At 63.7% G+C, this 24130-nt stretch carries 20 protein-coding genes; 13 read left to right on the forward strand and 7 right to left on the reverse strand.

The features are described from left to right. Positions 1–14: 14 nt before the first annotated feature. The 6 genes from benB to ACSZPK_RS14995 all read right to left on the reverse strand — a co-directional run bounded on the left by benB (position 15) and on the right by ACSZPK_RS14995 (position 6013). Complete coding sequence (gene benB / locus ACSZPK_RS14970) at positions 15–503, reverse strand: benzoate 1,2-dioxygenase small subunit (RefSeq protein ID WP_437882264.1); 489 nt, start codon at positions 501–503, stop codon at positions 15–17. Continuing rightward, complete coding sequence (locus ACSZPK_RS14975) at positions 500–1876, reverse strand: Rieske 2Fe-2S domain-containing protein (protein ID WP_437882265.1); 1377 nt, start codon at positions 1874–1876, stop codon at positions 500–502. The genes benB and ACSZPK_RS14975 overlap by 4 nt, the downstream gene beginning before the upstream one ends. A 405-nt stretch (positions 1877–2281) precedes the next feature. Next, the gene (locus ACSZPK_RS14980) at positions 2282–3238 is read right to left on the reverse strand and encodes an AraC family transcriptional regulator (RefSeq protein ID WP_437882266.1); all 957 of its coding nucleotides are present in this window, start codon (positions 3236–3238) and stop codon (positions 2282–2284) included. Positions 3239–3451: 213 nt separating this feature from the next. Continuing rightward, entirely contained in the window at positions 3452–4381 is a 930-nt protein-coding gene (gene catA / locus ACSZPK_RS14985; RefSeq protein ID WP_437882267.1) for a catechol 1,2-dioxygenase, read from the reverse strand. Between the two features lie 204 nt (positions 4382–4585). After that, complete coding sequence (gene catC, locus ACSZPK_RS14990) at positions 4586–4876, reverse strand: muconolactone Delta-isomerase (RefSeq protein ID WP_437882268.1); 291 nt, start codon at positions 4874–4876, stop codon at positions 4586–4588. Between the two features lie 15 nt (positions 4877–4891). Continuing rightward, the gene (locus tag ACSZPK_RS14995; RefSeq protein WP_437882269.1) at positions 4892–6013 is read right to left on the reverse strand and encodes a muconate/chloromuconate family cycloisomerase; all 1122 of its coding nucleotides are present in this window, start codon (positions 6011–6013) and stop codon (positions 4892–4894) included. 223 nt (positions 6014–6236) lie between these two features. On the opposite strand from ACSZPK_RS14995, the gene ACSZPK_RS15000 reads away from it, so the two are divergent. The 5 genes from ACSZPK_RS15000 (at position 6237) to ACSZPK_RS15020 (ending at position 13655) form a co-directional block, all read left to right on the forward strand. Next, positions 6237–7124, forward strand: a complete 888-nt coding sequence (locus ACSZPK_RS15000; RefSeq protein ID WP_437882270.1) for a LysR family transcriptional regulator — start codon at positions 6237–6239, stop codon at positions 7122–7124. Between the two features lie 42 nt (positions 7125–7166). Beyond that, positions 7167–7742 carry an RNA polymerase sigma factor gene (locus ACSZPK_RS15005; protein WP_437882271.1) on the forward strand — a complete coding sequence of 192 codons (576 nt, stop codon included), beginning with the start codon at positions 7167–7169 and terminating at the stop codon, positions 7740–7742. Beyond that, positions 7739–8710 carry a FecR family protein gene (locus ACSZPK_RS15010; RefSeq protein WP_437882272.1) on the forward strand — a complete coding sequence of 324 codons (972 nt, stop codon included), beginning with the start codon at positions 7739–7741 and terminating at the stop codon, positions 8708–8710. The genes ACSZPK_RS15005 and ACSZPK_RS15010 overlap by 4 nt, the downstream gene beginning before the upstream one ends. Before the next feature lie 66 nt (positions 8711–8776). Next, on the forward strand, positions 8777–11176 hold the full coding sequence (locus ACSZPK_RS15015) for a TonB-dependent siderophore receptor (RefSeq protein WP_437882273.1): 2400 nt from the start codon (positions 8777–8779) through the stop codon (positions 11174–11176). 295 nt (positions 11177–11471) lie between these two features. Continuing rightward, a complete protein-coding gene (locus tag ACSZPK_RS15020) occupies positions 11472–13655 on the forward strand; it encodes a TonB-dependent siderophore receptor (protein ID WP_437882274.1) in 2184 nt (727 codons plus the stop codon). 112 nt (positions 13656–13767) lie between these two features. On the opposite strand, the gene ACSZPK_RS15025 is transcribed toward ACSZPK_RS15020, so the two are convergent. Beyond that, positions 13768–14781: a zinc-binding alcohol dehydrogenase family protein gene (locus ACSZPK_RS15025; RefSeq protein ID WP_437882275.1), complete on the reverse strand. Its 1014-nt coding sequence runs from the start codon at positions 14779–14781 to the stop codon at positions 13768–13770. A 100-nt stretch (positions 14782–14881) separates the two neighbouring features. Between ACSZPK_RS15025 and ACSZPK_RS15030 the strand changes: the two genes are divergently transcribed. The 8 genes from ACSZPK_RS15030 (at position 14882) to ACSZPK_RS15065 (ending at position 24124) form a co-directional block, all read left to right on the forward strand. Continuing rightward, complete coding sequence (locus ACSZPK_RS15030) at positions 14882–15790, forward strand: LysR substrate-binding domain-containing protein (RefSeq protein WP_437882276.1); 909 nt, start codon at positions 14882–14884, stop codon at positions 15788–15790. A 162-nt stretch (positions 15791–15952) separates the two neighbouring features. Then, positions 15953–18178, forward strand: a complete 2226-nt coding sequence (locus ACSZPK_RS15035; RefSeq protein ID WP_437882277.1) for a type VI secretion system Vgr family protein — start codon at positions 15953–15955, stop codon at positions 18176–18178. Positions 18179–18191: 13 nt separating this feature from the next. After that, complete coding sequence (locus ACSZPK_RS15040; RefSeq protein WP_437882278.1) at positions 18192–18638, forward strand: DUF6484 domain-containing protein; 447 nt, start codon at positions 18192–18194, stop codon at positions 18636–18638. 1 nt (position 18639) lies between these two features. After that, a complete protein-coding gene (locus ACSZPK_RS15045; protein WP_437882279.1) occupies positions 18640–19752 on the forward strand; it encodes a DUF2169 family type VI secretion system accessory protein in 1113 nt (370 codons plus the stop codon). Then, entirely contained in the window at positions 19749–20789 is a 1041-nt protein-coding gene (locus ACSZPK_RS15050; RefSeq protein ID WP_437882280.1) for a hypothetical protein, read from the forward strand. Before ACSZPK_RS15045 ends, ACSZPK_RS15050 begins: the two co-directional genes overlap by 4 nt. Next, positions 20789–21967, forward strand: a complete 1179-nt coding sequence (locus ACSZPK_RS15055) for a PAAR-like domain-containing protein (protein WP_437882281.1) — start codon at positions 20789–20791, stop codon at positions 21965–21967. The genes ACSZPK_RS15050 and ACSZPK_RS15055 overlap by 1 nt, the downstream gene beginning before the upstream one ends. A gap of 19 nt (positions 21968–21986) precedes the next feature. Continuing rightward, positions 21987–22895 carry a hypothetical protein gene (locus ACSZPK_RS15060; protein WP_437882282.1) on the forward strand — a complete coding sequence of 303 codons (909 nt, stop codon included), beginning with the start codon at positions 21987–21989 and terminating at the stop codon, positions 22893–22895. Continuing rightward, positions 22892–24124 carry a TIGR02270 family protein gene (locus ACSZPK_RS15065; protein WP_437882283.1) on the forward strand — a complete coding sequence of 411 codons (1233 nt, stop codon included), beginning with the start codon at positions 22892–22894 and terminating at the stop codon, positions 24122–24124. Before ACSZPK_RS15060 ends, ACSZPK_RS15065 begins: the two co-directional genes overlap by 4 nt. The last annotated feature ends 6 nt before the right edge of the window (positions 24125–24130 follow it).

Consider the following 24130-nt stretch of genomic DNA (forward strand, 5'->3'; position numbering starts at 1 on the left):
AGCTGCGCGGCGATTCAGATGTGGTAGATATCGAGCACCTGATGCACGTAGTCGTTCTTCAGCACCACCTTCTTGCGCGTGATCAGCGGCTGCTCGCCGCGCACGTCGAGGCGGTAGAACGAGGTGCCGAAATACACGTCGGTGGTCTTGTAGCGATGACTGAGGGTCTGCCAGTTGAAGCGCAGCTCGACCTGCTCGCCACCCTCCTCCAGCACCTCCAGGTTGGCGATGAAATGGGCGGTACGCGGTTCCGGCGTACTGGCGCTGGAACGCTCGGTCTTGATCCGGAAGACCCGGTCTTCCAGCCCCTCGCGATTGGGGTAGTAGATCAGCGAGATTTCCCGCTGCGGGTCTTCGGTGAGGCGATCATCGTCGTCCCACGAAGGCATCCAGAACACCACGTTGCTCGCATAGCACTCCAGCCATTCGTCCCACTGGCGGTCGTCCAGCAGGCGCGCCTCGCGGTGGATGAAGTCGAGAAGTTGCTGGCGCGTGCCGCTCATGCCGCGCACTCCCCGTCAGTGGCGATCAGCTTGCTGCGCTCGCTGTCGATGGCTTTGCGCATGGCCTGCGCCCAATAGGCGTGCTGGCGCACGAACAACCCTTCGTCCTCGGACTTCACGCCGCTTAGCAGCGGCTGCATGCCCATGGCCCTGGCGTTGTCGTCAGGCCCTTCGATCCAGTGACTGGCGCCACGGCTGAGGTCGTTCCACTGCGCGGCCTGGCCGGCATAGCCGCTCTGGCAGGCGCGGAACTCTTCCAGGTCGTCTGGCGTGCCCATGCCGGTGACGTTGAAGAAATCCTCGTACTGACGGATACGCAGTGTCCGGGCCTTGTCACTCTCGCCCTTGGGCGCGAAGCAGTAGATGGTGACCTCGGTCTTGTCCACGGCGATGGGACGCACCACGCGGATCTGCGTGGAAAATTGATCCATCAGGTAGACGTTGGGGTACAGGCACAGGTTGCGGGTCTGGCCAACGATGATGTCGGCACGGGTCGCGCCGAACTTGGCCGCCAGTTCGTCACGGTGCTCGAACACCGGCCGCACTTCAGGATTGATCAGGCGTGTCCATAGCAGAATGTGGCCGTGCTCGTAGGCATAGACCCCACCGATGCTTTTAGACCAGCCATTGGCATCTACCGTGCGCGTGCCCTCGGCCTCATAGTTGCGGCGCTGCATGGTCGCCGAGTAGTTCCAGTGCACCGAGCTGACGTGGTAACCGTCGGCGCCGTTCTCGATCTGCAGCTTCCAGTTACCGTCGTAGAAGTACGAGGAGTTGCCACGCAGCACCTCCAGCCCTTCAGGCGCCTGGTCGACGATCTGGTCGATGATCACCCGGGTCTCGCCCAGGTAGTCTTCCAGGCTGAGCGTCTGTTCGCTGAGGCTGCCGAACAGGAAGCCACGATAGTTCTGGAAGTGCGCAAGGCGCTTTAGATCATGCGAACCATCGCAGTCGAAGCGCTCCGGATAGCCACCGGTCTTGGCGTCCTTCACCTTGAGCAGCTTGCCGGCGTTGCTGAAGGTCCAGCCATGGAAGGGACAGGTGAAGGAACCCTTGTTGCCCTGCTTGCGCCGGCACAACACCGCGCCACGGTGGGCGCAGGCGTTGATCAGACCATGCAGTTCTCCCTGCTTGTCGCGGGTGATGACCACCGGCTGGCGGCCGATATGGGTGGTGAAATAGTCGTTGTTCCCGGGAATCTGGCTTTCGTGGGCCAGGTAGATCCAGCCGTTCTCGAAAATGTGCTTCATCTCCAGCTCGAACAGCTCGGGGTCGGTGAAGACATCGCGGCGGCAGCGGAAGATACCCTTGGCAGGGTCTTCGTGGACGGAATCGGTGAGTTGCCGGGCAAGGCGATCGAGTGTGCCGGTCATGGGGTCGTACCCTCCGTTGTTCTTGTATCAGGCAGGGCCAGATTAAGAGCGGGTACGAAGGGGCAATAGCCGATTGCTGCAGAACGCTATCCACTTTCTGCAGGGGGCCTCAAGACTCGCGCAGGCTGCGGCAAGGCTCTGCCGATCTACCGTGACGAGGGCCAGACGGTGGATGAATGAGGTGTCACGAATTCGTGTGTCTTAGAAGATGTTCACGATCTTGACGAGCTCGTTCGAATGGCAGCTTCGAGGCAGGAGCGGACGTCATTACTCGGTGTGTCTAGCCGTCACTCCCGCGAAGGCGGGAGCCCAAAAAAGCGCTTCTGGATTCCCGCCTGCGCGGGAATGACGGAATAACGAACGTCCGCTCCTGCCTCAAAGCTTCCTGAGGGACAGGTTCTTCCGTCAACGGTTTCGGCGAAAGGTGGCGGATGGGAGTTCACCGAAGCGCTTGCGGTAGATTTCGGAGAACCGTCCCAGGTGCAGGAAGCCATGGTCCAGCGCGACTTCGGTGACGCTCCGCACCTGGCTGGACGGATCGAGCAGGCGGGCATGGATACGATCGAGCTTGCGCTGGCGGATATAGTCGCCCGGGGATACGCCGACATGGCGCTCGAACATCGTATACAGCGAGCGCTCGCTGACCCGGGCCACGGCCAGCAACTGCCCCAGGCCGATATCGTGGGTCAGGTGCCGCTCGATGTAGTCGAGTACCTGTTCGAAGGAACCGGCCTGGTCGACGACCTGCATGCGCTGCACGTTGTTTGCCAGCAACCCCAGGAGTTTGCTGGCAACGATGCGCGCATAGTAATCCTGCACCTGTGGCAGGCAGTGCATGGCTTCCGCTTCCTCGCAGATCACCATCGCCAGACTGAGAAAACCTTCCAGGGCCCGCATGTCATGGCGCGCCGAGGCGAAGCGGATACCCTGCTCCGGCAGTTGCCAGTGCTGCTCCAGGCAGCTTTTTTCCAGCAGGCTGATCGGCAGCTTGATGATGAATTTCTCGCAGTCGGCCGAGTAGGTCAGGTCGACAGGATCGTCCGGGTTGATCAACAACAATTCGCCAGGGACGTAATAGTGCTCCTCGCCTCGGCACAGGGAACGACAGTGGCCACTGAGCAGGATCTGCAAGTGATAGATGCTTTCCAGCGCTGGCGAGGTGACCCTGACACTGCCGCCATAGCTGAGGCGGCACAGGTCGAGGCTGGAGAACTTGCGGTGGTTGATGCTCGCCTCGGGAAAGCCGCTGGTGGGCAAACGGATACAGTGCGCGCCCACATGCTGGTTGACGTAATCCGATACCGCGTAAGGATCGGCGCGTTCGAACACACGGCTGCGCTCGCTCAGCAAGGAGTTGCTCATTCATCAGGCCTCTTTGTTTTTCTTATATGGCAGAACCGCCAGGGCGGTCCGCTGATCACCGCGCGATTCTAGCCACTGCACCGGCACGGGTTACAACGGCGAGACAAAGGGTTACATCTTTTCGCTCACGACCTCAGGGTCTGTTGGCGCTTCAGTACGTCAACGGACCCTGGATGGAACACGCCCCCGGGCCTTGCCCAGGAGCGTCTATGGTCAAGCCTCCAGTGCCCGCACTCGCTCGCGACGCTCTTCGGACCGGGGTTCTTCGGTTGGCTGCAGGGTGAAGTGGAATTCGATCTCGGCGAAGCGCCCTTCGATGCCATGGGCCTTGGCCCGCTTGGCATCGTCGAAGAAGTCGATGCGGGCGATCAGCTCGTCGCGGGTGGCATAGGCAAAATCGTCATGCAGGTACTTGTCGCCATCCAGGTTGATCTGGGTGGTCAGGTGGCGATGACCCGGCGCAGAGATAAAGAAGTGAATGTGGGCCGGACGCTGGCCATGGCGACCAAGCTGGTCGAGCAGTTGCTGGGTCGGGCCATCCGGCGGGCAGCCGTAGCCGGACGGTACGATGCTGCGGAAGCTGTAGCGGCCCTCGGCGTCGGTGACGATACGCCGGCGCAGGTTGAATTCGGACTGAGACTGGTCGAAGTAGGAATAGGTGCCGCCAGTGTTGGCATGCCAGACATCAACGATGGCTCCGACCAAGGGCTTGCCGCTGGTGTCGAATACCTGCCCCTGCATGAACAGTGGCACGCCAGGGTCCTGGCCGTCATCCAGGCGGGCCTGATGCTGGCACAGCGGTGCGCCGGCCACGTACAGCGGGCCTTCGATGGTGCGTGGCGTGCCACCGGTGCGCCCGGCTTCTTCGTCCTCGGCATCCAGCAGCAGGTCGAGGTAATGCTCCAGGCCCAGGCCCGCCACCAGCAGGCCGGCTTCCTGGCGCGCGCCGAGGGTATTGAGGTAGTTGACGGCCTTCCAGAACTCCTCGGGGGCGATCTGCAGGTCCTCGATGATCTTGATCGTGTCGGTCAGCACGCGGTGGACCACGGTTTTCATCCGCGAACTACCAGCGTCGTTGTCGAAGCCACTGGCATTCTCGAAGAACTTCTGTACCTCGGCGGTGTGGGCAATACGTACGGTCATGGCTGAGTCCTCATCTTGTTTTTGTCTTTGCATCGGAATCGGTTATGGCGAAGCGGTCAATGTTTAGGAGGTCGTTGAAAACGTAGGCGAGGCAGCCAGCGCAAGGCAAAAACAGGCGAAAAAGCGGAGTTTACGAGCGTAAATGAGCATTTTGAGCCTGTTTTTAACGCTGCGATGGCAACGCAGGTAGTTTTCAGCGGCCTACTAGCGGTCGTCGTTATGGATCGAGGATGGATGGCGACACATCGCCATGACCTCGATCTCCATGTAGGGGTAAAGCGGCAGTTGCATCAGGGTGTCGTGCAGTGCCTGGGCGTCCGCCACGTCGAAAATGCTGACGTTGGCGTACAGCCCGGCGATGCGCCACAGGTGACGCCAGGTGCCTTCGCGCTGCAGACGCTGGGCCAGTTCCTTTTCATCGGCCTTGAGCCGGGTCGCCTGCTCGACCGGCATGTCGGCGGGCAGTTTCACGGTCATGCGCACATGGAACAGCATGGGGTTCTCCTCGGTTCAGCGACGGCGGAAATGCGCCAGGCGCTCTTCGTCCAGCACCACGCCAAGGCCTGGTGCACGCGGTACATGCAAGTGGAAGTCACGGTAGAGCGGCGGCTCGAGCAGGATGTCTTCGGTCAGCAGCAGCGGGCCGAACAGCTCGGTGTGCCACTCCAGCTTGTCGAGGGTGGCGAAGGCATGGGCCGAGGCCAGGGTGCCGATGCTGCCTTCGAGCATGGTCCCGCCATACAGGCCGATCCCCGCGGCCTCGGCGATTGCCGCCGTGCGCAGCACCGCGCGCGGGCCACCGTTCTTGGCGATCTTCAGGGCGAACACCGGGGCGGAACCGGCACGCGCCAACGCGAAACTGTCCTCCACCGACTCGATGGCCTCGTCGGCCATCACCGGCACCGGGCTGCGCGCGGAAACCCGTGCCTGGGCCAGGTGATCCTGGCGCGGGATCGGTTGTTCGATCAGCTCGACGCCGGCATCGGCCAACTGCTGGCAGCCACGCAGGGCCAGCGCCTCGCTCCACGACTGGTTGAGATCGACCCGTACGCTGGCGCGATCGCCCAGGGCGCGCTTGATCGCGGCGACGTGAGCGATGTCGCGGGCCGGCTCGTTGGCACCGATCTTCAGCTTGAAATGCCGGTGGCGGCGCAGGTCGAGCATGCGCTCGGCTTCTTCGATGTCTTTCCCGGTGTCGCCGCTGGCCAGCGTCCAGGCCACTTCCAGGCTGTCACGCACGCGGCCGCCCAGCAGTTCGGCGACAGGCAGGCCCAGGCGCTTGCCCTGGGCATCCAGCAACGCGGTCTCCACCGCCGAGCGGGCGAAGGTGTTGCCGCGTACCGACAGCGCGATGCGGCGCATGGCGCCGTTGATGTTGCCGGCATCCTGGCCGATCAGCAGCGGTGCGAAATAAGTATCCAGGTTGACCTTGATGCTCTCGGGGCTTTCGTTGCCATAGGCCAGGCCACCGATGGTGGTCGCCTCGCCGACGCCTTCGATAGCGTCGCTGCAGAAGATGCGCAGGATCACCATGCTCTGGTGCTGCATGGTGTGCATCGCCAGTTTGTGCGGACGGATGGTCGGCAGGTCGACGATCAGGGTTTCGAAGCGTTCGATAATGGGCGATGTCATGACAGGTGTCCGGCACGAATGAGAGAGACGGCGGACAGCGAGCAGGCAGCCTGGGGCGCCTCGTTCACGTTGCGCAGGCGCCGCATCGGGGCAGTGGCATCAGGTAGTATGCGTGGGCGCATGACATATCCTTCAGGTTTTGTTCTTGTCTGCGCACAGACTGGCCCCAGTAAAATTGATGGTCCAATATCGTTTCGGTCTCGCTGCATACCCTGGAGGTATCGTGGAACTGCGTCACCTGCGTTACTTCCGCGAGGTCGCGGAAACCCTCAACTTCACCCGCGCCGCCGAGCGCCTGCACATTGCCCAGCCGCCGTTGAGCCGGCAGATCCAGCAATTGGAAGATGAGCTTGGCGTGGCGCTGCTGGAGCGTGGCCGGCCGCTGCGGCTGACCGAGGCCGGGCGTTTCTTCTATGAGCATTCGACCCAGTTGCTGGAGCAATTGGGCCGCGTCTGCGACGACACGCGGCGGGTCGCCCATGGCCAGAAGCGCTGGCTCGGCATCGGCTTCGCGCCTTCTACGCTCTATGGCGCGTTGCCGGAGTTGATCAGGCGCTTGCGCAGCGACGGCGATGTGGAACTGGGCCTCTCGGAGCTGATCACCCTGCAGCAGGTAGAAGCGTTGAAGAGCGGGCGCATCGATATCGGTTTTGGCCGCATCCACATCGATGATCCGGCCATCGTGCAGCAGGTGATCAAGGAGGACCCGTTGGTCGCGGCGATGCCCGTCGGTCACCCGCTGCTGGCCGCGCCGGTCAGCCTGGAGGCGCTAGCGCGCGAACCCTTCGTGCTCTATCCGGGCACGCCGCGCCCGAGCTACGCCGATCATGTATTGGGGGTGTTCCGGCGCGAGGGGCTGAGCATTCGCGTGGCGCAGATGGTCAACGAATTGCAGACCGCCATCGGCCTGGTGGCCACCGGGATAGGCGTGACCCTGGTGCCCGCCTCGGTGCAGCGCCTGCACCGTGACGACATCGGCTATACCTCGCTGCTCGACAGCAAGGCCACCTCGCCGATCATTCTCAGCTATCGCGCCGGCGACGATTCCAGCCTGTTGCGCAGGTGCCTGAACGTGGTCGACGAACTACAGCCTTCGCCTGGCGCGCAATAATCATTATCATCGGCAACCTTTTCCTCCCCTCCAGCGCTGCCGATGCCCGAGAACGACCCCTCCAGCACCCCGCCACGGACATCGAACGCAGAAGCGTCGACGCCCGACGATGTGCTGCGCACCTTTCTCGACCAGCAGGACCAGCTACGACGCCAGCTCAGCCGCTGGGTGCGCTGTCGCAGTACCGCCGCCGACCTGATGCAGGAGCTGTTCATCCGCTTCTGGCGCCGACGCGATATACAGGTCGACGACCTCGGCCCCTACATGATGCGCAGCGCGCGCAACCTGGCGGTGGATCACTTGCGCAGCCAGGGCAGCCGGCAGCGCAGCGAGGCCGCTCTGCTGCCGGAGCAATGGCTCGGCGAGCCAAGCACACCGGAGGCCGGCGCCCAGGGCAGCAGCGAACTGCGCCTGGTCGAAGCGGCCCTGCGCGACTTGCCTGAGCGTACCCGGCAGATTTTCCTGCTCAACCGAGTGCACGGCCAGACCTATGGCGAAATCGCCGATGCCATGGATATCTCCGCCAGTGCCGTGGAAAAGCATATGATGCGAGCCCTCGACGCCTGCAAGCAGAGCCTGGCCGTCGTCCAGCGTGACGACAGCGGAAAGATGCGATGACACCCGAAAACCTCTCCACCCTCGAAGACGCCGCAACGGCCTGGGTCGTGCGCCTGGCCGACCAGCCAAGCGCACAGGATTGGCGTGCCTTCGAACAGTGGCTGGCACAGGCTGCGCAACATCCAGCCGCCTATTCACGCGCCCTGCAGGCCTGGCAACTGGCCCAAGGCCTATCCAGCCTGGCGCGCGAGGAGGATGTCGCGCTGCAAGCGATCCTGGCCAACGGCAGGCGCAAGAAAGCCCGTGCCAGGCAATGGCGTGGTGCCTGGGCCCTGGCCGCCAGCGTGCTCGTGGCCAGCCTGGTCATGCTGCTGTCCCGGCCAGAACGCTGGGTGGATGACTGGCAGGCCGATTACCACAGTCGGCCCGCCCAGGTGCTGCACGTGGCACTGGCGGATGGATCGACGGCCACGCTCGATGGCGACAGCGCCCTGGACTTCACTGAGCACGACGGCCGGCGCCTGGTGACCCTGCGGCGTGGCGCGGCGTTCTTCGAGGTCAGCCATACCGGCACGCCGTTCATCGTCAAGGCCGGCGGTGGCGAAGTGCAAGTGCTGGGCACGCGTTTCGAAGTCCGTGAGCAGACGCAGGACATCAGGGTAACGGTCGAACAGGGACGCGTCGCCGTGGTCCCGGCGACGGGTGTCGAAGCCAATATTCTGCTGGCCAACCAGACCATCGCCTTCCACGACGGCCAGGCTGGCGACCTGCAATTGGCCGACCTGGAGCAGGCCTTGGCCTGGCGCAGCGGACGCTTGAGCTTCCGTGGCCAGAGCATGGGCGATGTCGTCGCGACCCTGCAGCGCTATTACCCGGCGCGCATCCTCATCCTCGATGACGCCCTGGCCAGGCGCCCGGTCAATGCCGACCTGGTCAGCACCGACCCGCTCGCCGCCCTCGCGGCGTTGCGTGGCAGCCTGGGTTTCCAGCAGATGAGGCTGCCCGGCGGGACTCTGCTGCTGCACTGAGTATCCAAGGCGAAGACGCTCTGCAATAATGCGAAAAATTCTCATTAGTGGTGTTCGCGTCGCCCCATGCCCTTCCTGCGCCCTTCCCTGAGTCTCACCCTGCTGCTGGCCCTGTCCACGCTCGCCATGCCGGCGCGCAGCGAAGACCGGCTGGCGGCCGCGCTGTCGACCGAGCATGCCTTCGCCCTTCCCGCCCAGCAGTTGGCCGACTCCTTGCGCAGCTTGAGCCAGGCCAGTGGCGTCAACATGGTCTACGTGGACGAAGGCCTCCTGCGTCGGCCAGCCCCGGCCCTGCAAGGCCGGATGACACTGGCCCAAGCCCTGGCCCGGTTGCTCGACGGCAGCGGCCTGAGCTATCGCCAGGGCGCCGCGAATACCCTCGCCGTGGAACCGGCTCAGCCTGCTCCCCAGGCCGAGCTCACGCCCTTGAACATCGATGCTCGTCGTAACGCCAGCTATCAGCCAGGCCCTGCCGCGCAGGTCAGCCGTGGCCGGGAAAACTGGTTGCATACGCCGCAGGCGATCGGCCAGGTCGCCCCCCAGATTTTACGCGACCAAGCCCCGCGCAACCTCGACGATGCCCTGCGTAACATCAGCGGTATCGTCCAGGGCAATACCCTGGGCAGCACCCAGGACACCCTGATGAAACGTGGCTTCGGTGACAACCGCGACGGCTCGATCCTGCGCGATGGCCTGCCGGTGGTGCAGGGGCGTAATTTCAATGCCACCAGCGAGCGGGTCGAAGCATTGAAAGGCCCGGCAGGCCTGCTGTACGGCATCCAGGAGCCTGGCGGGGTGATCAACGTGGTCAGCAAGACTGCGCAACGCGAGCCTTACCATGCCTTGAGCAGCCGCGTGTCCAGTTACGGGCACGGCAAGAATGGCAGTGGCGGAACATTGGACAGCACGGAGGCACTGGGCGACAGCGACTTCGCCTACCGGTTGATCCTCGACCAGCAGGACGAGGACTACTGGCGCAATTACGGCGTCCATCGCGAAGAACTGGTCGCCCCCTCCCTGGCCTGGTTCGGCGAGGACACCGAAGTGCAACTGGCCTACGAATACCGCGAGTTCCTGACCCCTTTCGACCGCGGCACGGCCATCGACCCACGCACCAATCGTCCCCTGGCGATCCCTTACCAACGGCGCCTCGACGAGCCATTCAACGACATGCGCGGGCGCTCCGAGCTGGCCCGCCTGAGCATCAACCGGCAGCTATCCGCAGACTGGACGCTGCGCGCCGCCTACAGCTACAACCGCGAAACCTACGACGCCTACCAGGTGCGGGTTACCGGTGTGAATACCGCCACCGGCACCCTCAGTCGCAGCATGGACGGCACCCTCGACTCGCTGAGCCGCAACAGCATCGGCCTGCTCGAACTGGCTGGCGAGCACAGGCTCTTTGGCCTTGACCATGAACTGCTGCTGGGCATCAGCGACGAACACCGTCTCTATTACCGCGCCGACCTGCTGCGCCAGGCGAGCAGCAGTACCTTCAGCTACCTGAACCCGGTCTATGGACAAGAGCCGGTGCCGACCCAGGTGTCGGCCGACTCCAGCGATCAGCTCGACCGCCTGCGCAGCATGGCCTTGTACCTGCGAGACTCGATTCACCTGAACGAAGACTGGCTGCTCATGCTCGGCAGCCGCTTTCTCACCTACGACCAGTACGCCGGTCGTGGCCGCCCGTTCCATGCCAACACCGACATCGATGGCCAGGCCTGGGTGCCCAGTGCCGGGCTGGTCTACAGCTTCGCACCGGGGTGGTCCTGGTACGTCAGCTACAGCCAGTCGTTCAAGCCCAACTCGAGCATCGCGCCGCTCAATGCTTCCAGTGCGCAGATCATCGATGCCAGCATTCTTCCCGAACGCGCGCGGGCCTGGGAAAGCGGGCTCAAATTCGAACAGGACGACGGCCTGACCGCCAGCCTGGCGCTGTTCGACATTCGCAAGCGCAACGTGCTGGTCAGTGAGCTGGTGGACAACCAGTCCATCAGCCGCAATGCCGGAGAAGTCGGCTCGCGCGGCCTGGAGCTGGACTTCAGTGGCGAGCTGGCCCGCCACTGGAGCCTGGTCGGCGCCTACGCCTATACCCGGGCGCGAGTGCTGAGCGATCCCACCCTGCAAGGCAATCGCCTGCTCAACGTACCGCTTCACAGTGGCTCGCTGTACCTGACCTATGCCAACGGCCCGCTGCTGGGCGGCGATGACTTGCGCCTGGGCGCCGGCGCGCGCTACGTCGGCGCACGCGCCGGGGACCCGGCCAACAGCTTCGACCTCCCCGCCTACACCGTGGCCGATGCCTTCGCCAGCTACGAGACCGGCCTTGGCGAACATCGCCTGCGCATCCAGCTCAACGCCAACAACCTGTTCAACCGGCACTACTACACCTCCAGCGTGAGCCGCTACTTCGTCTCGATGGGCGATCCACGGCAACTGGTGCTGTCCACCACCCTGGAGTTCTAGGGGACGCCCCCGTAGGTGTGCGCCTACGCCCCAGCCCTTAAGTCATCGTCATTCCCGCGAAGGCGGGAACCCAGAAAATTCGAAGCATCTGGGCTCCCGCCTTCGCGGGAGTGACGGTGAGTCACAAGGTCTGCTTTTGCCTGGAACCAGCCATCCAAACTCTCATTCAAGCGTCCCCACTTCAGGTTCTTAAAAATAATTTTCATTTCCAGGTGAGGTATATCCGCACGGCCTCCGTGAAGTGGTTGAAAGGCGATCGATTCGCCACGATCCACAGCGCAGAGACCCAGCCGATATGAAAGTAAGACAACTCGTTGCACCGTGCCCCTCCACCCGCAGCGCCTGTGCCTATGGCGTCCTCGCCCTGGCTCTCGCACAGCCGCTGTGGGCTGCCGACGCGACCTCCGCGAACGCCCTGGAGCTGGATCAAGTCAACATCGATGGCAAGGCCGTCGAGGCGACCACCACCGAGAAGAGCAAGGTCAGCTACCAGGCCACTCGCGCCTCGGTCGCGACCCGTAGCGAAGCGCCGCTGGTCGAGGTGCCGCAGTCGGTCAACGTGGTCACCAACCGGGTCATCGAGGACCGCGCGCCACAGAGCCTGGACGAAGCGATCAACGCCGTCAGTGGCGTCAAGCAAGGCAACACGCTCGGCGGCACCCAGGATGCGATCCAGAAGCGCGGCTTCGGCACCAACCGCGACAACTCGATCATGCGTGACGGCATGCAATCGGTGCAGGCCCGCAACTTCACCCCCACCACCGAGCGCATCGAAGTGCTCAAGGGCCCGGCCTCCATGCTGTATGGCATCCAGGACCCCGGCGGCGTGATCAATGTGGTGACCAAGAAGCCACAACTGCAATGGGCCCACTCGGTGTCCGGCTGGGGCACCAGCTTCGGTGGCGGCGGCACGCAGATCGACAGCACCGGGCCGCTGGGGGATTCCGGCCTGGCCTATCGCATGATTATCGATGACCAGCACTACGATTACTGGCGCAACTTCGGCGACATCGACCAGACCGTGGTCGCGCCCTCCCTGGCCTGGTATGGCGAAGACACCAGCGTGTCGGTGGCCTACGAGCACATGGAATACTCGGTGCCATTCGACCGTGGCACGCAGATGAACCCACTCACCGGCAAAGTGCTGGACATTCCGCGCACGCGCCGCCTGGACGAGGCGTTCAACGTCACCACCGGCCGCTCCGACGCCCTCAACCTGCGTGTGGAGCAACGCTTGAACGATGATTGGAAACTCAACGTTGGCTACGGCTACAGCCGCAACTACTACAACGACTACCAGTCGCGCTTCGTGTCGGCCAACTACACCACCGGCCAGGTCACCCGTCGTGGCGATGCCACCCGCGACGCCAAGCACTTCGCCCACACCGCGACGGTCAACGCCCTGGGCGACCTGAACTGGGGCGGCATCCGTCACGAAGTGCTGGTCGGTGTCGACTACATGAAGAACGAACGCACCCTCGGCGACCTGATCCGCAACGTCAACGACACCAGCTTCAATTATTACAACCCGGTCTATGGCCAGGTGCCGGTGCCCAGCCGAGTGAGCGCGGCGAACAGCGACCAGACCGACAAGCTCAACACTCACGCCCTGTTCATCCAGGACTCGATCCATCTCGACGAGCGCTGGATACTCCAGGCGGGCCTGCGCTACGACGCCTTCGACGAACTGACCGGCAAGGGCCGCCCGTTCATCGTCGGCGCCGATGTGAAAGAGAGCAAGGTCGTGCCACGCGTGGGCCTGGTCTACATGATCCAGCCGGACTGGTCGGTCTACGGCAGCTACACCGAGTCGTTCCGCCCCAACACCTCGATCGCCACGCCGATTGGCGACCTGCCACCGGAAGAAGGCAAGTCCTACGAGATCGGCAGCAAGTTCCAGAACGACCGCGTTACCGCCACCGTGGCCGTGTTCAACATCATCAAGAAAAACGTGCAGACCAGCGAAACCTGCGGCACCGAGACCTGTACCCGGGTTTCCGGCAAGGTGCGCTCACGCGGCCTGGAAGTGGACGTCACCGGTGAGCTCGACGAGTTCTGGAGCCTCACCGGCAGCTACGCCTTCACCGACACCGAGGTGCTGGAAGACCCGATCCTCAAGGGCCAGCCCATCGATGGCGTGTCCAAGCACACCGCAGCGCTGTACCTGACGCGTGACTTCGGCCGCATCGGCATCGGCGAACTGCGTGCCGGCGCCGGCGGCCGCTACATGAGCCGCTGGGGCGTGAACAATGGCTCGGCCGGCTCGGCCAACATCGAGTACTACCTGCCTTCGGCCAAGGTCGCCGACGCCTTCGTTTCCTACAAGATGACCTTCGACAAGCGCGACCTGACCCTGCAGCTCAACCTGAAGAACATCTTCGACGAGCATTACTACGTCTCGGCCAGCGGCAGCGGCTCACCCGCCATCGTCATCGGCGAGCCGCGCCAGTTGATCGGCAAGGCGACCCTGGCGTTCTGATCGACAGGCACCGGTGAAACCAAGGGCAGATATCCGCAAAGATCGCGTGAGGCTGGAACCCTGAACGACAAGCAAGCGGTGTTGGTTCTTTCGTCCAGCTTTCAGCGCGTTATCAAAACCCTTCGAGCACGATCTTGCCCCGCGTTGCACCGGTCTCGATCAGGGCATGGGCCCGCTTCAGATTCGCGGCATTGATCCCCGCGAGGGCCTGGGTCAAGGTCGAGCTCACCACGCCCGCATCCACCAGCTCCGACACCCGTCGCAGCAGCTTATGCTGCCGGGCTAGGCTGGCCGTGTTGAACATCGAGCGAGTGAACATCAGCTCCCAGTGCACCGATAAGGACTTGGCCTTGAACGGGCGGATATCCAGGACCTGCGGGTCGTCGATCAGCGCCAGTTGCCCCTCGGGCCTGAGCACGTCGACGATCTGCTGCAGATAGGTCTCGGTGTGGTTGAGGCCAATCACATGGGTGACATCGGAGATACCCAGCCGCTGCAACTGCTCGGCCCATGGCTGGTGGTGGTCGATCACATGGTGGGCACCCTTGGCGCTTACCCACTCGCGGGTTTCCGGTCGCGAGGCGGTACCGATCACCGTCAGGCCGGTCAGGTGACGCGCCAGTTGAATCAGCACCGAGCCGACACCGCCAGCCGCCCCGACGACCAGTAATGTCCCGTTCGTCATCGGCTCGAGGTCCTGCACCTTGAGCCGGTCGAACAGCAGCTCCCAGGCGGTGATCGCCGTCAGCGGCAAGGCTGCCGCCTCGGCAAAGCCCAGGCTCGTCGGCATGGGCCCGACAATGCGCTCATCGACCGCCTGCAGTTCGGCGTTGCTGCCAGGGCGTGTGATATCGCCGGCGTACCACACCCGGTCCCCTTCCCTGAAGCACGAAACCCTGGAACCGACCTTGCGTACGATGCCGCTGGCGTCCCAGCCGAGGATACGCGGCTGCCCTGCGGGCGGCGTCGAACCGGCCCGGACCTTCACATCCACCGGGTTGACGGAAACCGCCTTGACCTCGACCAGCAGATCGTGGTCGCGCAGCGTGGGTTCAGGCAGTTCGAGGTCGACCAGCGATTGCGGATCGTCGATGGGCAAAGCGTGGTAGAAACCGATGGCTTTCATGGGCGGGCTCCAGATCGATAGGAAGTGGACGCAGATTGCACCCTGCCCATTCGAAGAAAAACCGGCTATATAACGGAACACTTTCTTCGAAATGCTGAAAATGATTCGACTCGACGACCTTCAGGTTTTCGTCCAGACCACCGATTGCGGCAGTTTTTCCACCGCCGCCCGGCAACTGGACCTGTCTCCCGCCTTTGCCAGCAATGCGATTCAGCGCCTGGAGCGTGAACTCGGTATCCGCCTGTTCATCCGCACCACCCGCAGCCTGAGGCTTTCCGAAGAGGGAGAGCGTTACCTGCCCCACGCACGTACGATCCTGGCCGCGCTGGACAACGGCACCCAAGCGCTGGCGAGCGGTCGCGGGGAAATCGCTGGAACGCTGCGGTTATCGGCCCCTTCCGACTTCGGTCGCAACATCCTGCTGCCGTGGCTGGATGAATTCCAGGCGCTGCATCCAAAACTGCAACTGCACCTGCGCACCAGTGACCGGCCTGCGGACTTGCTGCGCCAGCCGCTGGACGCTGTCGTTCGCTACGGCATCCTGGCCGATTCCGCGCTAGTCGCCATGCCCCTGGCGCCAGGCAATCGCCGCAGCCTGTGCGCCTCGCCGGCGTACCTGAGTAAACACGGCATACCTGCGACGCCCGAGGCGCTGACGCAGCACAACTGCCTGCGTTACGTATGGAGTGAGCAGACGTTCGAACGCTGGAGCTTCCATCTGCCTCGCGGTTCGCAGACCGTGACGGTCACCGGCAACCGCGTCAGTGACGATGCCGACCTGGTACGCCGCTGGGCCCTGGCCGGCCACGGTATCGTCTACAAGTCACGACTGGACCTGCTGCCGGATATTCGTGCCGGTCGCCTGGTCGAGCTGTTCCCAGCAGCGTATGGCGATCCGGCGCCATTGAACCTGGTGTGCGCCCATCGCAGCGCGCTCACGCCGCTGCTGCAGCGCCTGCGCGAGTTCCTCCAGGCATGCTGCGCGCGCGATGCCCGGCTACCCGATTGATCCTGGGGCGCAGCGATGCCTGGAGCAGGAAATACGCCACACAACGCAATCGCGCCACTGGACATTTGCCCCGTCGCTACACTAAAAAGCCCTACTGCGTCGCGGCCTCGGGCCGCCGCGCGCAGCGGCGACCCAGCAACCGGAGATATTGGCGAGGCAAGGATGGCAATCACGCAAGACTATCGCAGGGCCATCGTGTCCACGCCGCTGGGAGATAACGTGCTGGCCCTGGAGCGGCTGGACGGTTTCGATGAGCTGGGACGTGCCTTCGAGTACGAACTGGCGCTGGTGTCGGAAAACCACTCGGTCGACCTCGACGCCCTGCTGGGCAAGCCGGTGCACGTGACCCTGCTGCTGCCCGACGACAAGAAACGCTATTTCCACGGCATCGCCTGCAGCTACGCCCAGGACACCGGCAACGGCCAGTTCGCCAGTTACCAGATCACCCTGCGCCCCTGGTTGTGGCTGCTGACCCGCACCTCCGACTGCAAGATCTTCCAGAACCGCACGGTGCCGGACATCGTCAAGCAGGTGTTCCGCGACCTCGGTTTCTCCGACTTCGAAGATGCCCTCAGCCGCTCCTACCGCCAGTGGGAATACTGCGTGCAGTATCGCGAGACCAGCTTCGACTTCGTCAGCCGGCTGATGGAACGCGAGGGCATCTACTATTACTTCCGTCACGAAGCCGGGCGCCATGTGCTGGTGCTGTGTGACTCCCTATCCGCCCACACCACGGCGGATGGCTATGCCGAAGTGCCGTACTACCCGCACGACGACCAGATGCGCGAGCGCGACCATATCTTCGACTGGCGCATGGCGCGGGAAGTCCAGCCGGGTTCCCTGACCCTCAACGAATACGATTTCAAACGGCCCAGCGCCCAACTGCTGGTGCGCTCCAGCACATCGCGCGATCACGCCAACGCCGAGCACAAGCTGTTCGATTATCCCGGCGAGTACGTGCAAAGCGCCGATGGCGAGCAATATGCGCGCAATCGCCTGGAGGCGATCCAGACCCGCTTCGAGCAGGTGCAGATGCGCGGCTGTGCCCGTGGCCTGAGTTCCGGCCACCTGTTCAGCATGAGCGGCTACCCACGCAAGGACCAGAACCGCAAATACCTGGTCGTGTCCAGCCGCTACCGCATCACCCCGGATCACTACGAGAGTGGCGACGACAACCGCAGCATCCGTTTCGAAAGCAGCCTGAGCTGCATGGATGCCAGCCAGGTTTTCCGCGCCCAGCCAAGTACCGTGCAGCCCATCGTGCGCGGCCCGCAGACCGCTCGCGTGGTAGGCCCGGCCGGCGATGAAATCTGGACCGACCAGTACGGCCGGGTGAAGGTGCACTTCCACTGGGATCGCCACGACAAGTCCGACGAGAACAGCTCGTGCTGGATTCGCGTCTCGCACAACTGGGCCGGCAAGAACTGGGGCGCCATCCATATCCCACGGATCGGCCAGGAAGTCATCGTCAGCTTCCTCGAAGGCGATCCCGACCAGCCGATCATCACCGGGCGCGTGTACAACGCCGAACAGACCGTGCCCTACGACTTGCCTGCCAACGCCACCCAGAGCGGGATCAAGAGCCGCTCCAGCAAAGGCGGCACGCCAGCCAACTTCAACGAAATCCGCATGGAGGACAAGAAAGGCGAGGAACAGCTGTTCATCCATGCGGAAAAGAACCAGGACATCGAGGTCGAGAACGACGAGACCCACTGGGTCGGCCATGACCGCAGCAAGACCATCGACCATGACGAAACCGTGCATGTGAAGCACGACCGTACCGAGACGGTGGACAACAACGAGACCATCACCATCGGCGTCAATCGCACCGAGAAGGTCGGCAACAACGAGACCATCAGCATCGGGGTCAACCGCACCGAGAACGTCGGCAGCAACGAGAGCATCACCATCGGCGCCAATCGTACCGAGAACGTCGGCGCCAACGAGACCATCGGCATCGGCGCCAACCGCAGCGAAACCGTCGGCGACAACGAAACCATCAGCATCGGCAGCAACCGCACCGAGCAGGTCGGCAGCAACGAAACCATCACCATCGGTGCCAACCGAACCGAGAGCGTCGGCGCCAACGAACAGGTCAGCATCGGCGGCAACCAGACCACCAGCATCGGCAAGGGCGAGTCGCGCAGCGTTGGCCAGAGCCGCAACACGGCCATCGGCCAGAGCGACAGCATCAACGTCGGCCGCAACTTCTCGCTGAACGCCGGCGACTCGATCACCCTGGTCACCGGCGCCGCCAGCATCAGCATGAAAAAGGACGGCACCATCGTCATCAGTGGCAAGAACATCACCATCAACGGTTCCGGCTCGATCAACGTCAAGGCCAGCAGCAACGTCGTGGTGAAAGGCCGGAAAATCCTGCAGAACTGAGCCGGAGAGCAGCATGAGCGTGAAGACCTTCAACCCCGCGGCCACCCGCCTCGATGGCGTGGTGATCGGCATTCTCCTCGATGTGCCCAACGCCGGCGCACCGGTGGTGGCATTTGCCGGCTGCCCGTCGGAAACCGGCATCGCCGCGACCACCACCGCCGTGCTCAGCCGTGACGATATCGGCGCCCAGGTCGCGCTGATGTTCGTCGGCGGCGACCCCGCCCAGCCGCTGGTCATCGGCCGCATCCAGCGCCTGCCGCAGGAACCCGCACCTGCAGCCGTTGCTCATCTGGATGGCGAGCGCCTGGAGTTTTCCGCCGAGCGCGAGATCGTGCTGCGCTGCGGCAAGGCCAGCATCACCCTGACCCGCGAAGGCAAGGTGCTGATCAAGGGCGCCTACCTGTCCAGCCGCTCCAGCGGCGTCAACCGCATCAAGGGCGGCTCGGTGCAGATCAACTGACATGGAACTGCTCAACGCGACCCGCCTGGTCGCCGCCTACACCCAAGGCCTGGCCCCGGATGGCCGTGAATCGCTGGTGGTGATCGCCAAGGGCACCTTCGACCTGCCGCTCGATGGCAGCGAAGCGCGCCTGGCGGAAGACCAGCGCCCCTTGCTGATGGCCGACGAATATTTCGGCGAGCCTGGCCTGTCCGCGCCACGCCAGGAAATGGACTTCGCGCCGGTCAAGCCCTTCTGCGACGTGCTGGTACTCGGCAAGGCCTACGCCCCTAACGGCCGGCCCGCCACGCAGGTCACTGCCGGTATTCGTGTTGGCCGCGTGAGCAAGGCATTCAGCGTACTCGGCCCACGCCAGTGGCAACCCGGCAGCTTTGGCGCCAGCGCCGGTGCACCACAGCCATTCCTGGAACAGGACATTTCCTATGCCCAGGCTTTTGGCGGCAGCCACGCGATGGGCGACAGGCCGGGTTTCACCGAATCCTTCATGGCCAATCCGGCCGGTCGAGGCTGGTATCCGAAGAGCGCGGCGACTGCCGACATAGTGGGCATGCCGATGCCGACCACCGAGGCGCTGGGCAAGCCCATCGACAGCCCCCATGGCAACTTCGAGCCCATGGCCCTGGGGCCGATCGGCCGCCATTGGGCGCAGCGCATCGGCTTCGCCGGCACCTACGACGACGCCTGGCTGGCCGACCATTTTCCGTTCCTGCCGCCGGACTTCGATAGCCGCTACTACCAGGCCGCGCCGGCAGACCAGCAGACCGACTACCTGAAAGGAGGCGAAGACGTCCTGCTGCTCAACCTGACCCGACAGGAACGCGCCGGTTTCAAGGTGCCGAGGATGGAAGTGCCGGTGACGTTCTTCCTGAAGAAAGGCGGCCATGAAACGCTGGCGGCGGTGATCGATACCCTGCTGGTGAATACCGAGCTGGGCAAGGTGGAAATCACCTGGCGAGCCAGTCGAATGCTGAGAAAGAATATGTTCGAAGTCTCCGATGTCCTGCTCGGGCGCATGTCGACTGCCTGGTGGCATGCCCGACAGATGGGCAAGACCTACTATCCGTCGCTGTCCGACCTGACCCGTGCCAAACGCCTGGCCCGGGAAAACGCATGAACGCTCCGCTGTCGATCCTGGGCACCGGGATGGTAACCGCGGTTGGCCATGATGCGCCCTCCAGCTGCGCCGCCATACGTTGCGCCATCGACAACTTCCAGGAAACCCGTTTCATCGACCGTGGCGGCGAGTGGCAGTTGGGCGCCAGCGTCACCCTGGAAAAGCCCTGGGGCGGTCGCAGCAAGCTCCTGAAGATGCTGGTCAGCGTCCTCGGCGAAGCCTTGCGGGCAGCGCCGGAAGTCGATCCCAGTAGCACACCGCTGATGCTGGCCCTGGCGGAAAGCGACCGGCCAGGACGGCTTCATGCACTGGACGCCAGCCTGCTGCACGATGCGCAGAGGGAGATGGGAGTAGCGCTACACCCAGACTCCGCAGTCATTGCCAGGGGCCGGGTCGGCGCCGCCGTGGCCATGCTCAATGCACGGAAGCTGATCCACCAGAATGGCCATCGCCATGTCCTGGTCGCGGGCGTCGATTCCTTGCTGGTCTCCAGTACCCTGGCAGAATTCGAACGACGTGAGCGGCTGCTGACCAGTCGCAACTCGAATGGTTTCATCCCGGGTGAAGCCGCCGCGGCCGTGGTGCTGGGGGCACCTGTTCAGAGCGAGCAACCCCAATTGCTCTGCAGCGGGCTTGGTTTCGCCATGGAACAATCCACCATCGACAGTGAAGACATGCCGTTGCGGGCCGATGGCCTGACCCGCGCCCTCCAAGGTGCGCTGGCCGAAGCGGGATGCGGCATGGAGGCGATGGACTACAGGCTGACCGACTTGTCCGGCGAGCAGTACTACTTCAAGGAAGCATCCCTGGCCCTCAGCCGGACCCTGCGGGTGCGCAAGGAATTTCTCCACCTCTGGCATCCGGCCGACTGCATCGGCGAATGCGGTGCGGCCATCGGCCCGGCGATGCTTGCAGTGGCGCTCGCGTCATGCCGCAAGGGCTATGGCGAGGGCAACAACATCCTCCTGCACCTGGGCAACGATGCCGGCGAGCGTGCCGCCGTCGTGCTCGATTATCGCACCGTGAGGGCCGCATAATGGCCAACGAGGTTTTCGCCAACGGCATGGAAGTGTCCTGCAAGGCTGCCCAGGGCAAGTCCGTCGCCTGCTTTCCCGATGTCTGCTTCACGCCGCCACAGGCTCCGCCGACGCCAATGGGCGTGCCGATCCCCTACCCCAACACGGGGATGTCGAAAGACACCACCAACGGCACGCGCTCGGTGAAGATCACCGGCAAGGAAGTGATGCTCAAGGACCGTAGCTACTTCAAGACCAGCTACGGCGACGAAGCGGGCTGCGCCCCCAAGAAAGGCGTGATCACCAGCCGCAACAAAGGCAAGGTGTATTTCACCGCCTGGTCGATGAACGTCAAGTTCGAAGGGCTCAATGTGGTCCGGCACATGGACCTGACCACCCACAACCACGCGTCCCAGCCAGGCAATACGCCCCCCTGGATATATGCCGACTCGATGACCTCCGGCGACAAGGACCCGTGCGCCGGAGACCGTGCCAAGCAGGAAAACGACTGCAAGGGCTACAAGCCCAACGAAGCGTGTTCGGCGGCCCTGCCCTCGCGCAAGAAAGAAAGCGGCGAAGCCCATTCCCTGGCAGACCAGATCGCCGCGGACAAATGCCTCGCCGCAATGCGCTGCACACTCAGGCCCTATGAGCCGCCGAAAGAAGACAAGGACGCAGGCAATGCCTGTTGCCCGTCGCAGACGCCCCACCATCTGATCGAGGCAAGCGCCGTGCATGAAAGCGGCCGCAGCGGTACGACGCTTGCCGGCGTGTCCGATACGTATCGGGCGGGCAAGGCCTTGTCCATCTGTGCCGAGGGCCAGACCCAATACACCGGAACCCACGGCCTGCTGCATACATTCCAGAGCGCCAAGGCCGCAGGAGCGCCCGTCAAGGCGCTGAAGACAAGCACTGGCGGAACAGTCGAAGCGCCTGCCACGACGTATGGCAAAGCCCGGGACAGTGCAGTAGAAGCCGTAGGCCAGACCTTCCCCGAGTCGAGTTGCGACGAACAGTGCCTCAAGCATCAACTGGACTATTACCACAAGCGCCAGGGCATGAGTGACGGCACCGAGATCAAGGCCGTGCAGACAGGCAATTACTCATCCAATGACGTAAGCGCCGCCACCGCCAGAGTGGCCGAGCGAACCGATGCCATCCATGCGATGAGAAATGCTCATGTCGGTGGCTCACGTTGACTATCCACATGGAGTTCTTATGAGCGGACACTGGACCGACACTTTTTCCTTCGTAACCGGAGCCGTGCGTTTCGCCGACCTTGCCTACATCGCCATGTGTGGCGACGAGCTTGAAAAACAGAATTATCCGCACACCTACTTCTCCGAGTGGGACGCAGGCACCTGGGCGGATGGCGGCAAGGTGCTGTGGCCCACCGCCGGCATGTGTGTGGCACGCCGTCCCTTGCAACAGATGTGTGCCGTAGGGATTTATGGCGGCGTACGCCTGATGGGCAGCGGCGACACGCATGAAGAGCAGATCGGCGGCTCGGCTGACGCGATCAAGGCCCGTGGGCCGCTGCGGGGCGTGCGGACGATTGGCCAGCGCGTCTACGTGGTCGGCATGAACCGCCAGGCCTGGCGGCGCGACGATGCCGACAACTGGGTGGCTATCGACAAGGGAGCCAGGCCTGCCGAGGGCGATCGCCAGGTCGTCGGGTTCGAGGCCGTGGATGGGTTTTCCGAGACGGATATCTACGCAGCCGGCTGGAACGGCGAAATCTGGCACTTCGACGGGGTGACCTGGCAACAGAAACCCAGCCCGACCAACATCGTCCTGACCCGCCTACTCTGCGCAGGCGATGGCCAGGTCTATGCCTGCGGCCGCAAGGGCCTGCTCCTGCAAGGGCGCGACGACGCCTGGGAAGTCATCGACCACGAGAGCATGATCGACGATATCTGGGACCTGGCCTGGTACGACGGCAGGCTTTATCTGTCGACGATGCATGGCCTGTTCACCCTCGCGGATGGAAAACTGATCGCGGTGGACTTCGCTGACCAGGAACCAGGCAGTTGCTATCACCTCTCGGCTGGCGACGGTGTCCTGTGGTCGATCGGGGCCAAGGACATCCTGGCCTTCGATGGCCAGAACTGGACGCGAATCGATTGATTATCCGCAACGTTCTCGATCAGCACGCCGAGGAAGCCAGCTTTCTCGGCGGCTTGCGCCTTCAGGCGGTGCATGCGCCGAACTATGACCTCAAGCATTTGCAACGGCTGGAGGAGCGTATCGAAGCGCACCTCGATGGTCTGTCGATCGCGGGAGCGGCCGGGCTCGACGTGTTGTTCGAGCAGTTCAGCCCACATGCCGAGGCTGAGCTGTTCGCCACCACCGTGCTGGCTTTCCGAGCCGGGGACAACGGCAGCCTGGCGAAACTGGCAGCCCATCTTCGTCAGACAACGCATGGCGAGCGCGCCTTCACCGCCGCCATCGGCTGGCTGCAGTGGCCAGAGGTACAGCCCTGGGTCGAACGACTGCTGGCCTCTGCCGAACCGCTCTTCAGGCGCATAGGATTGGCAGCCTGCGGCATGCATCGACACGATCCCGGCCCGGCACTGCTGTCGGCCCTGGGCAATGCCGACAGTCACGTGCTGGCACGCGCCGCACGCACTGCCGGAGAACTACGCCGGCGCGATTTGATGCGCGATATCCGCGTCCATCGCCTGCATGCCGACGCCGCCGTGCGCTTCTGGGCCAATTGGGCGACGGCGCAGATGGGCGACGAAGAAGCACTCGGGCCACTGCGCCTGTTTGCCGAACATGCCGGACCTTTCAGCCTGCGAGCGCTGCGCGTGCTGCTCTGCTGGCAAGCACGCGAGACCAGCGTGACCTGGCTACGCGGCCTGATGCAAAGCACAGCGCATCGACGTCTGGTGATACAGGCCGTCGGCCTGTTCGGCGACCCGTTCAGCGTGCCCTGGCTGATCCAGCATATGCAGGCACTGCCCTTCGCCCGGGCGGCCGGAGAAGCGTTCAGCCTGATCACAGGAGCCGATCTTGCCGAACTCGACCTGGAACTCAGGGACTACCCGGATTACGACGCGGGCCCGACTGACGATCCAGGCGACCCGAACGTCGAGATGGACCCGGATACCGACCTGGCCTGGCCCGACCCGTTGAAAGTCGACGCCTGGTGGCAAGCCAACCGCACAGGCTTCCAGGCCGGGACCGGCTACCTGCTCGGCAAGCCGTTCAGTGAAGCCCAATGCCTGGCAGTCCTGCGGGACGGCAGCCAACGCCAGCGTATCGCCGCGGCCACACTGCTGGCCCGCTTCATCCCGACCCGACCGCTGTTCCCCACTAGCGCCCCGGCAGCCAGGCAGTTGAACCTGCTCTGACTCCGG

Origin of the sequence: Pseudomonas sp. LRF_L74 (genome assembly GCF_965644255.1) — a bacterium.
Taxonomy (GTDB): domain Bacteria; phylum Pseudomonadota; class Gammaproteobacteria; order Pseudomonadales; family Pseudomonadaceae; genus Aquipseudomonas.

Coding starts and splice junctions, on each gene's coding strand:
- ACSZPK_RS15060 (WP_437882282.1), top strand. CDS start 21,987: ATGAGCGGACACTGGACCGACACTTTTTCCTTCGTAACCGGAGCCGTG.
- ACSZPK_RS14980 (WP_437882266.1), bottom strand. CDS start 3,238: ATGAGCAACTCCTTGCTGAGCGAGCGCAGCCGTGTGTTCGAACGCGCC.
- ACSZPK_RS15050 (WP_437882280.1), top strand. CDS start 19,749: ATGAACGCTCCGCTGTCGATCCTGGGCACCGGGATGGTAACCGCGGTT.
- catA (WP_437882267.1), bottom strand. CDS start 4,381: ATGACCGTACGTATTGCCCACACCGCCGAGGTACAGAAGTTCTTCGAG.
- ACSZPK_RS15010 (WP_437882272.1), top strand. CDS start 7,739: ATGACACCCGAAAACCTCTCCACCCTCGAAGACGCCGCAACGGCCTGG.
- ACSZPK_RS14975 (WP_437882265.1), bottom strand. CDS start 1,876: ATGACCGGCACACTCGATCGCCTTGCCCGGCAACTCACCGATTCCGTC.
- ACSZPK_RS15045 (WP_437882279.1), top strand. CDS start 18,640: ATGGAACTGCTCAACGCGACCCGCCTGGTCGCCGCCTACACCCAAGGC.
- ACSZPK_RS15025 (WP_437882275.1), bottom strand. CDS start 14,781: ATGAAAGCCATCGGTTTCTACCACGCTTTGCCCATCGACGATCCGCAA.
- ACSZPK_RS15015 (WP_437882273.1), top strand. CDS start 8,777: ATGCCCTTCCTGCGCCCTTCCCTGAGTCTCACCCTGCTGCTGGCCCTG.
- benB (WP_437882264.1), bottom strand. CDS start 503: ATGAGCGGCACGCGCCAGCAACTTCTCGACTTCATCCACCGCGAGGCG.
- ACSZPK_RS14995 (WP_437882269.1), bottom strand. CDS start 6,013: ATGACATCGCCCATTATCGAACGCTTCGAAACCCTGATCGTCGACCTG.
- ACSZPK_RS15035 (WP_437882277.1), top strand. CDS start 15,953: ATGGCAATCACGCAAGACTATCGCAGGGCCATCGTGTCCACGCCGCTG.
- catC (WP_437882268.1), bottom strand. CDS start 4,876: ATGCTGTTCCATGTGCGCATGACCGTGAAACTGCCCGCCGACATGCCG.
- ACSZPK_RS15040 (WP_437882278.1), top strand. CDS start 18,192: ATGAGCGTGAAGACCTTCAACCCCGCGGCCACCCGCCTCGATGGCGTG.
- ACSZPK_RS15030 (WP_437882276.1), top strand. CDS start 14,882: ATGATTCGACTCGACGACCTTCAGGTTTTCGTCCAGACCACCGATTGC.
- ACSZPK_RS15005 (WP_437882271.1), top strand. CDS start 7,167: ATGCCCGAGAACGACCCCTCCAGCACCCCGCCACGGACATCGAACGCA.
- ACSZPK_RS15055 (WP_437882281.1), top strand. CDS start 20,789: ATGGCCAACGAGGTTTTCGCCAACGGCATGGAAGTGTCCTGCAAGGCT.
- ACSZPK_RS15020 (WP_437882274.1), top strand. CDS start 11,472: ATGAAAGTAAGACAACTCGTTGCACCGTGCCCCTCCACCCGCAGCGCC.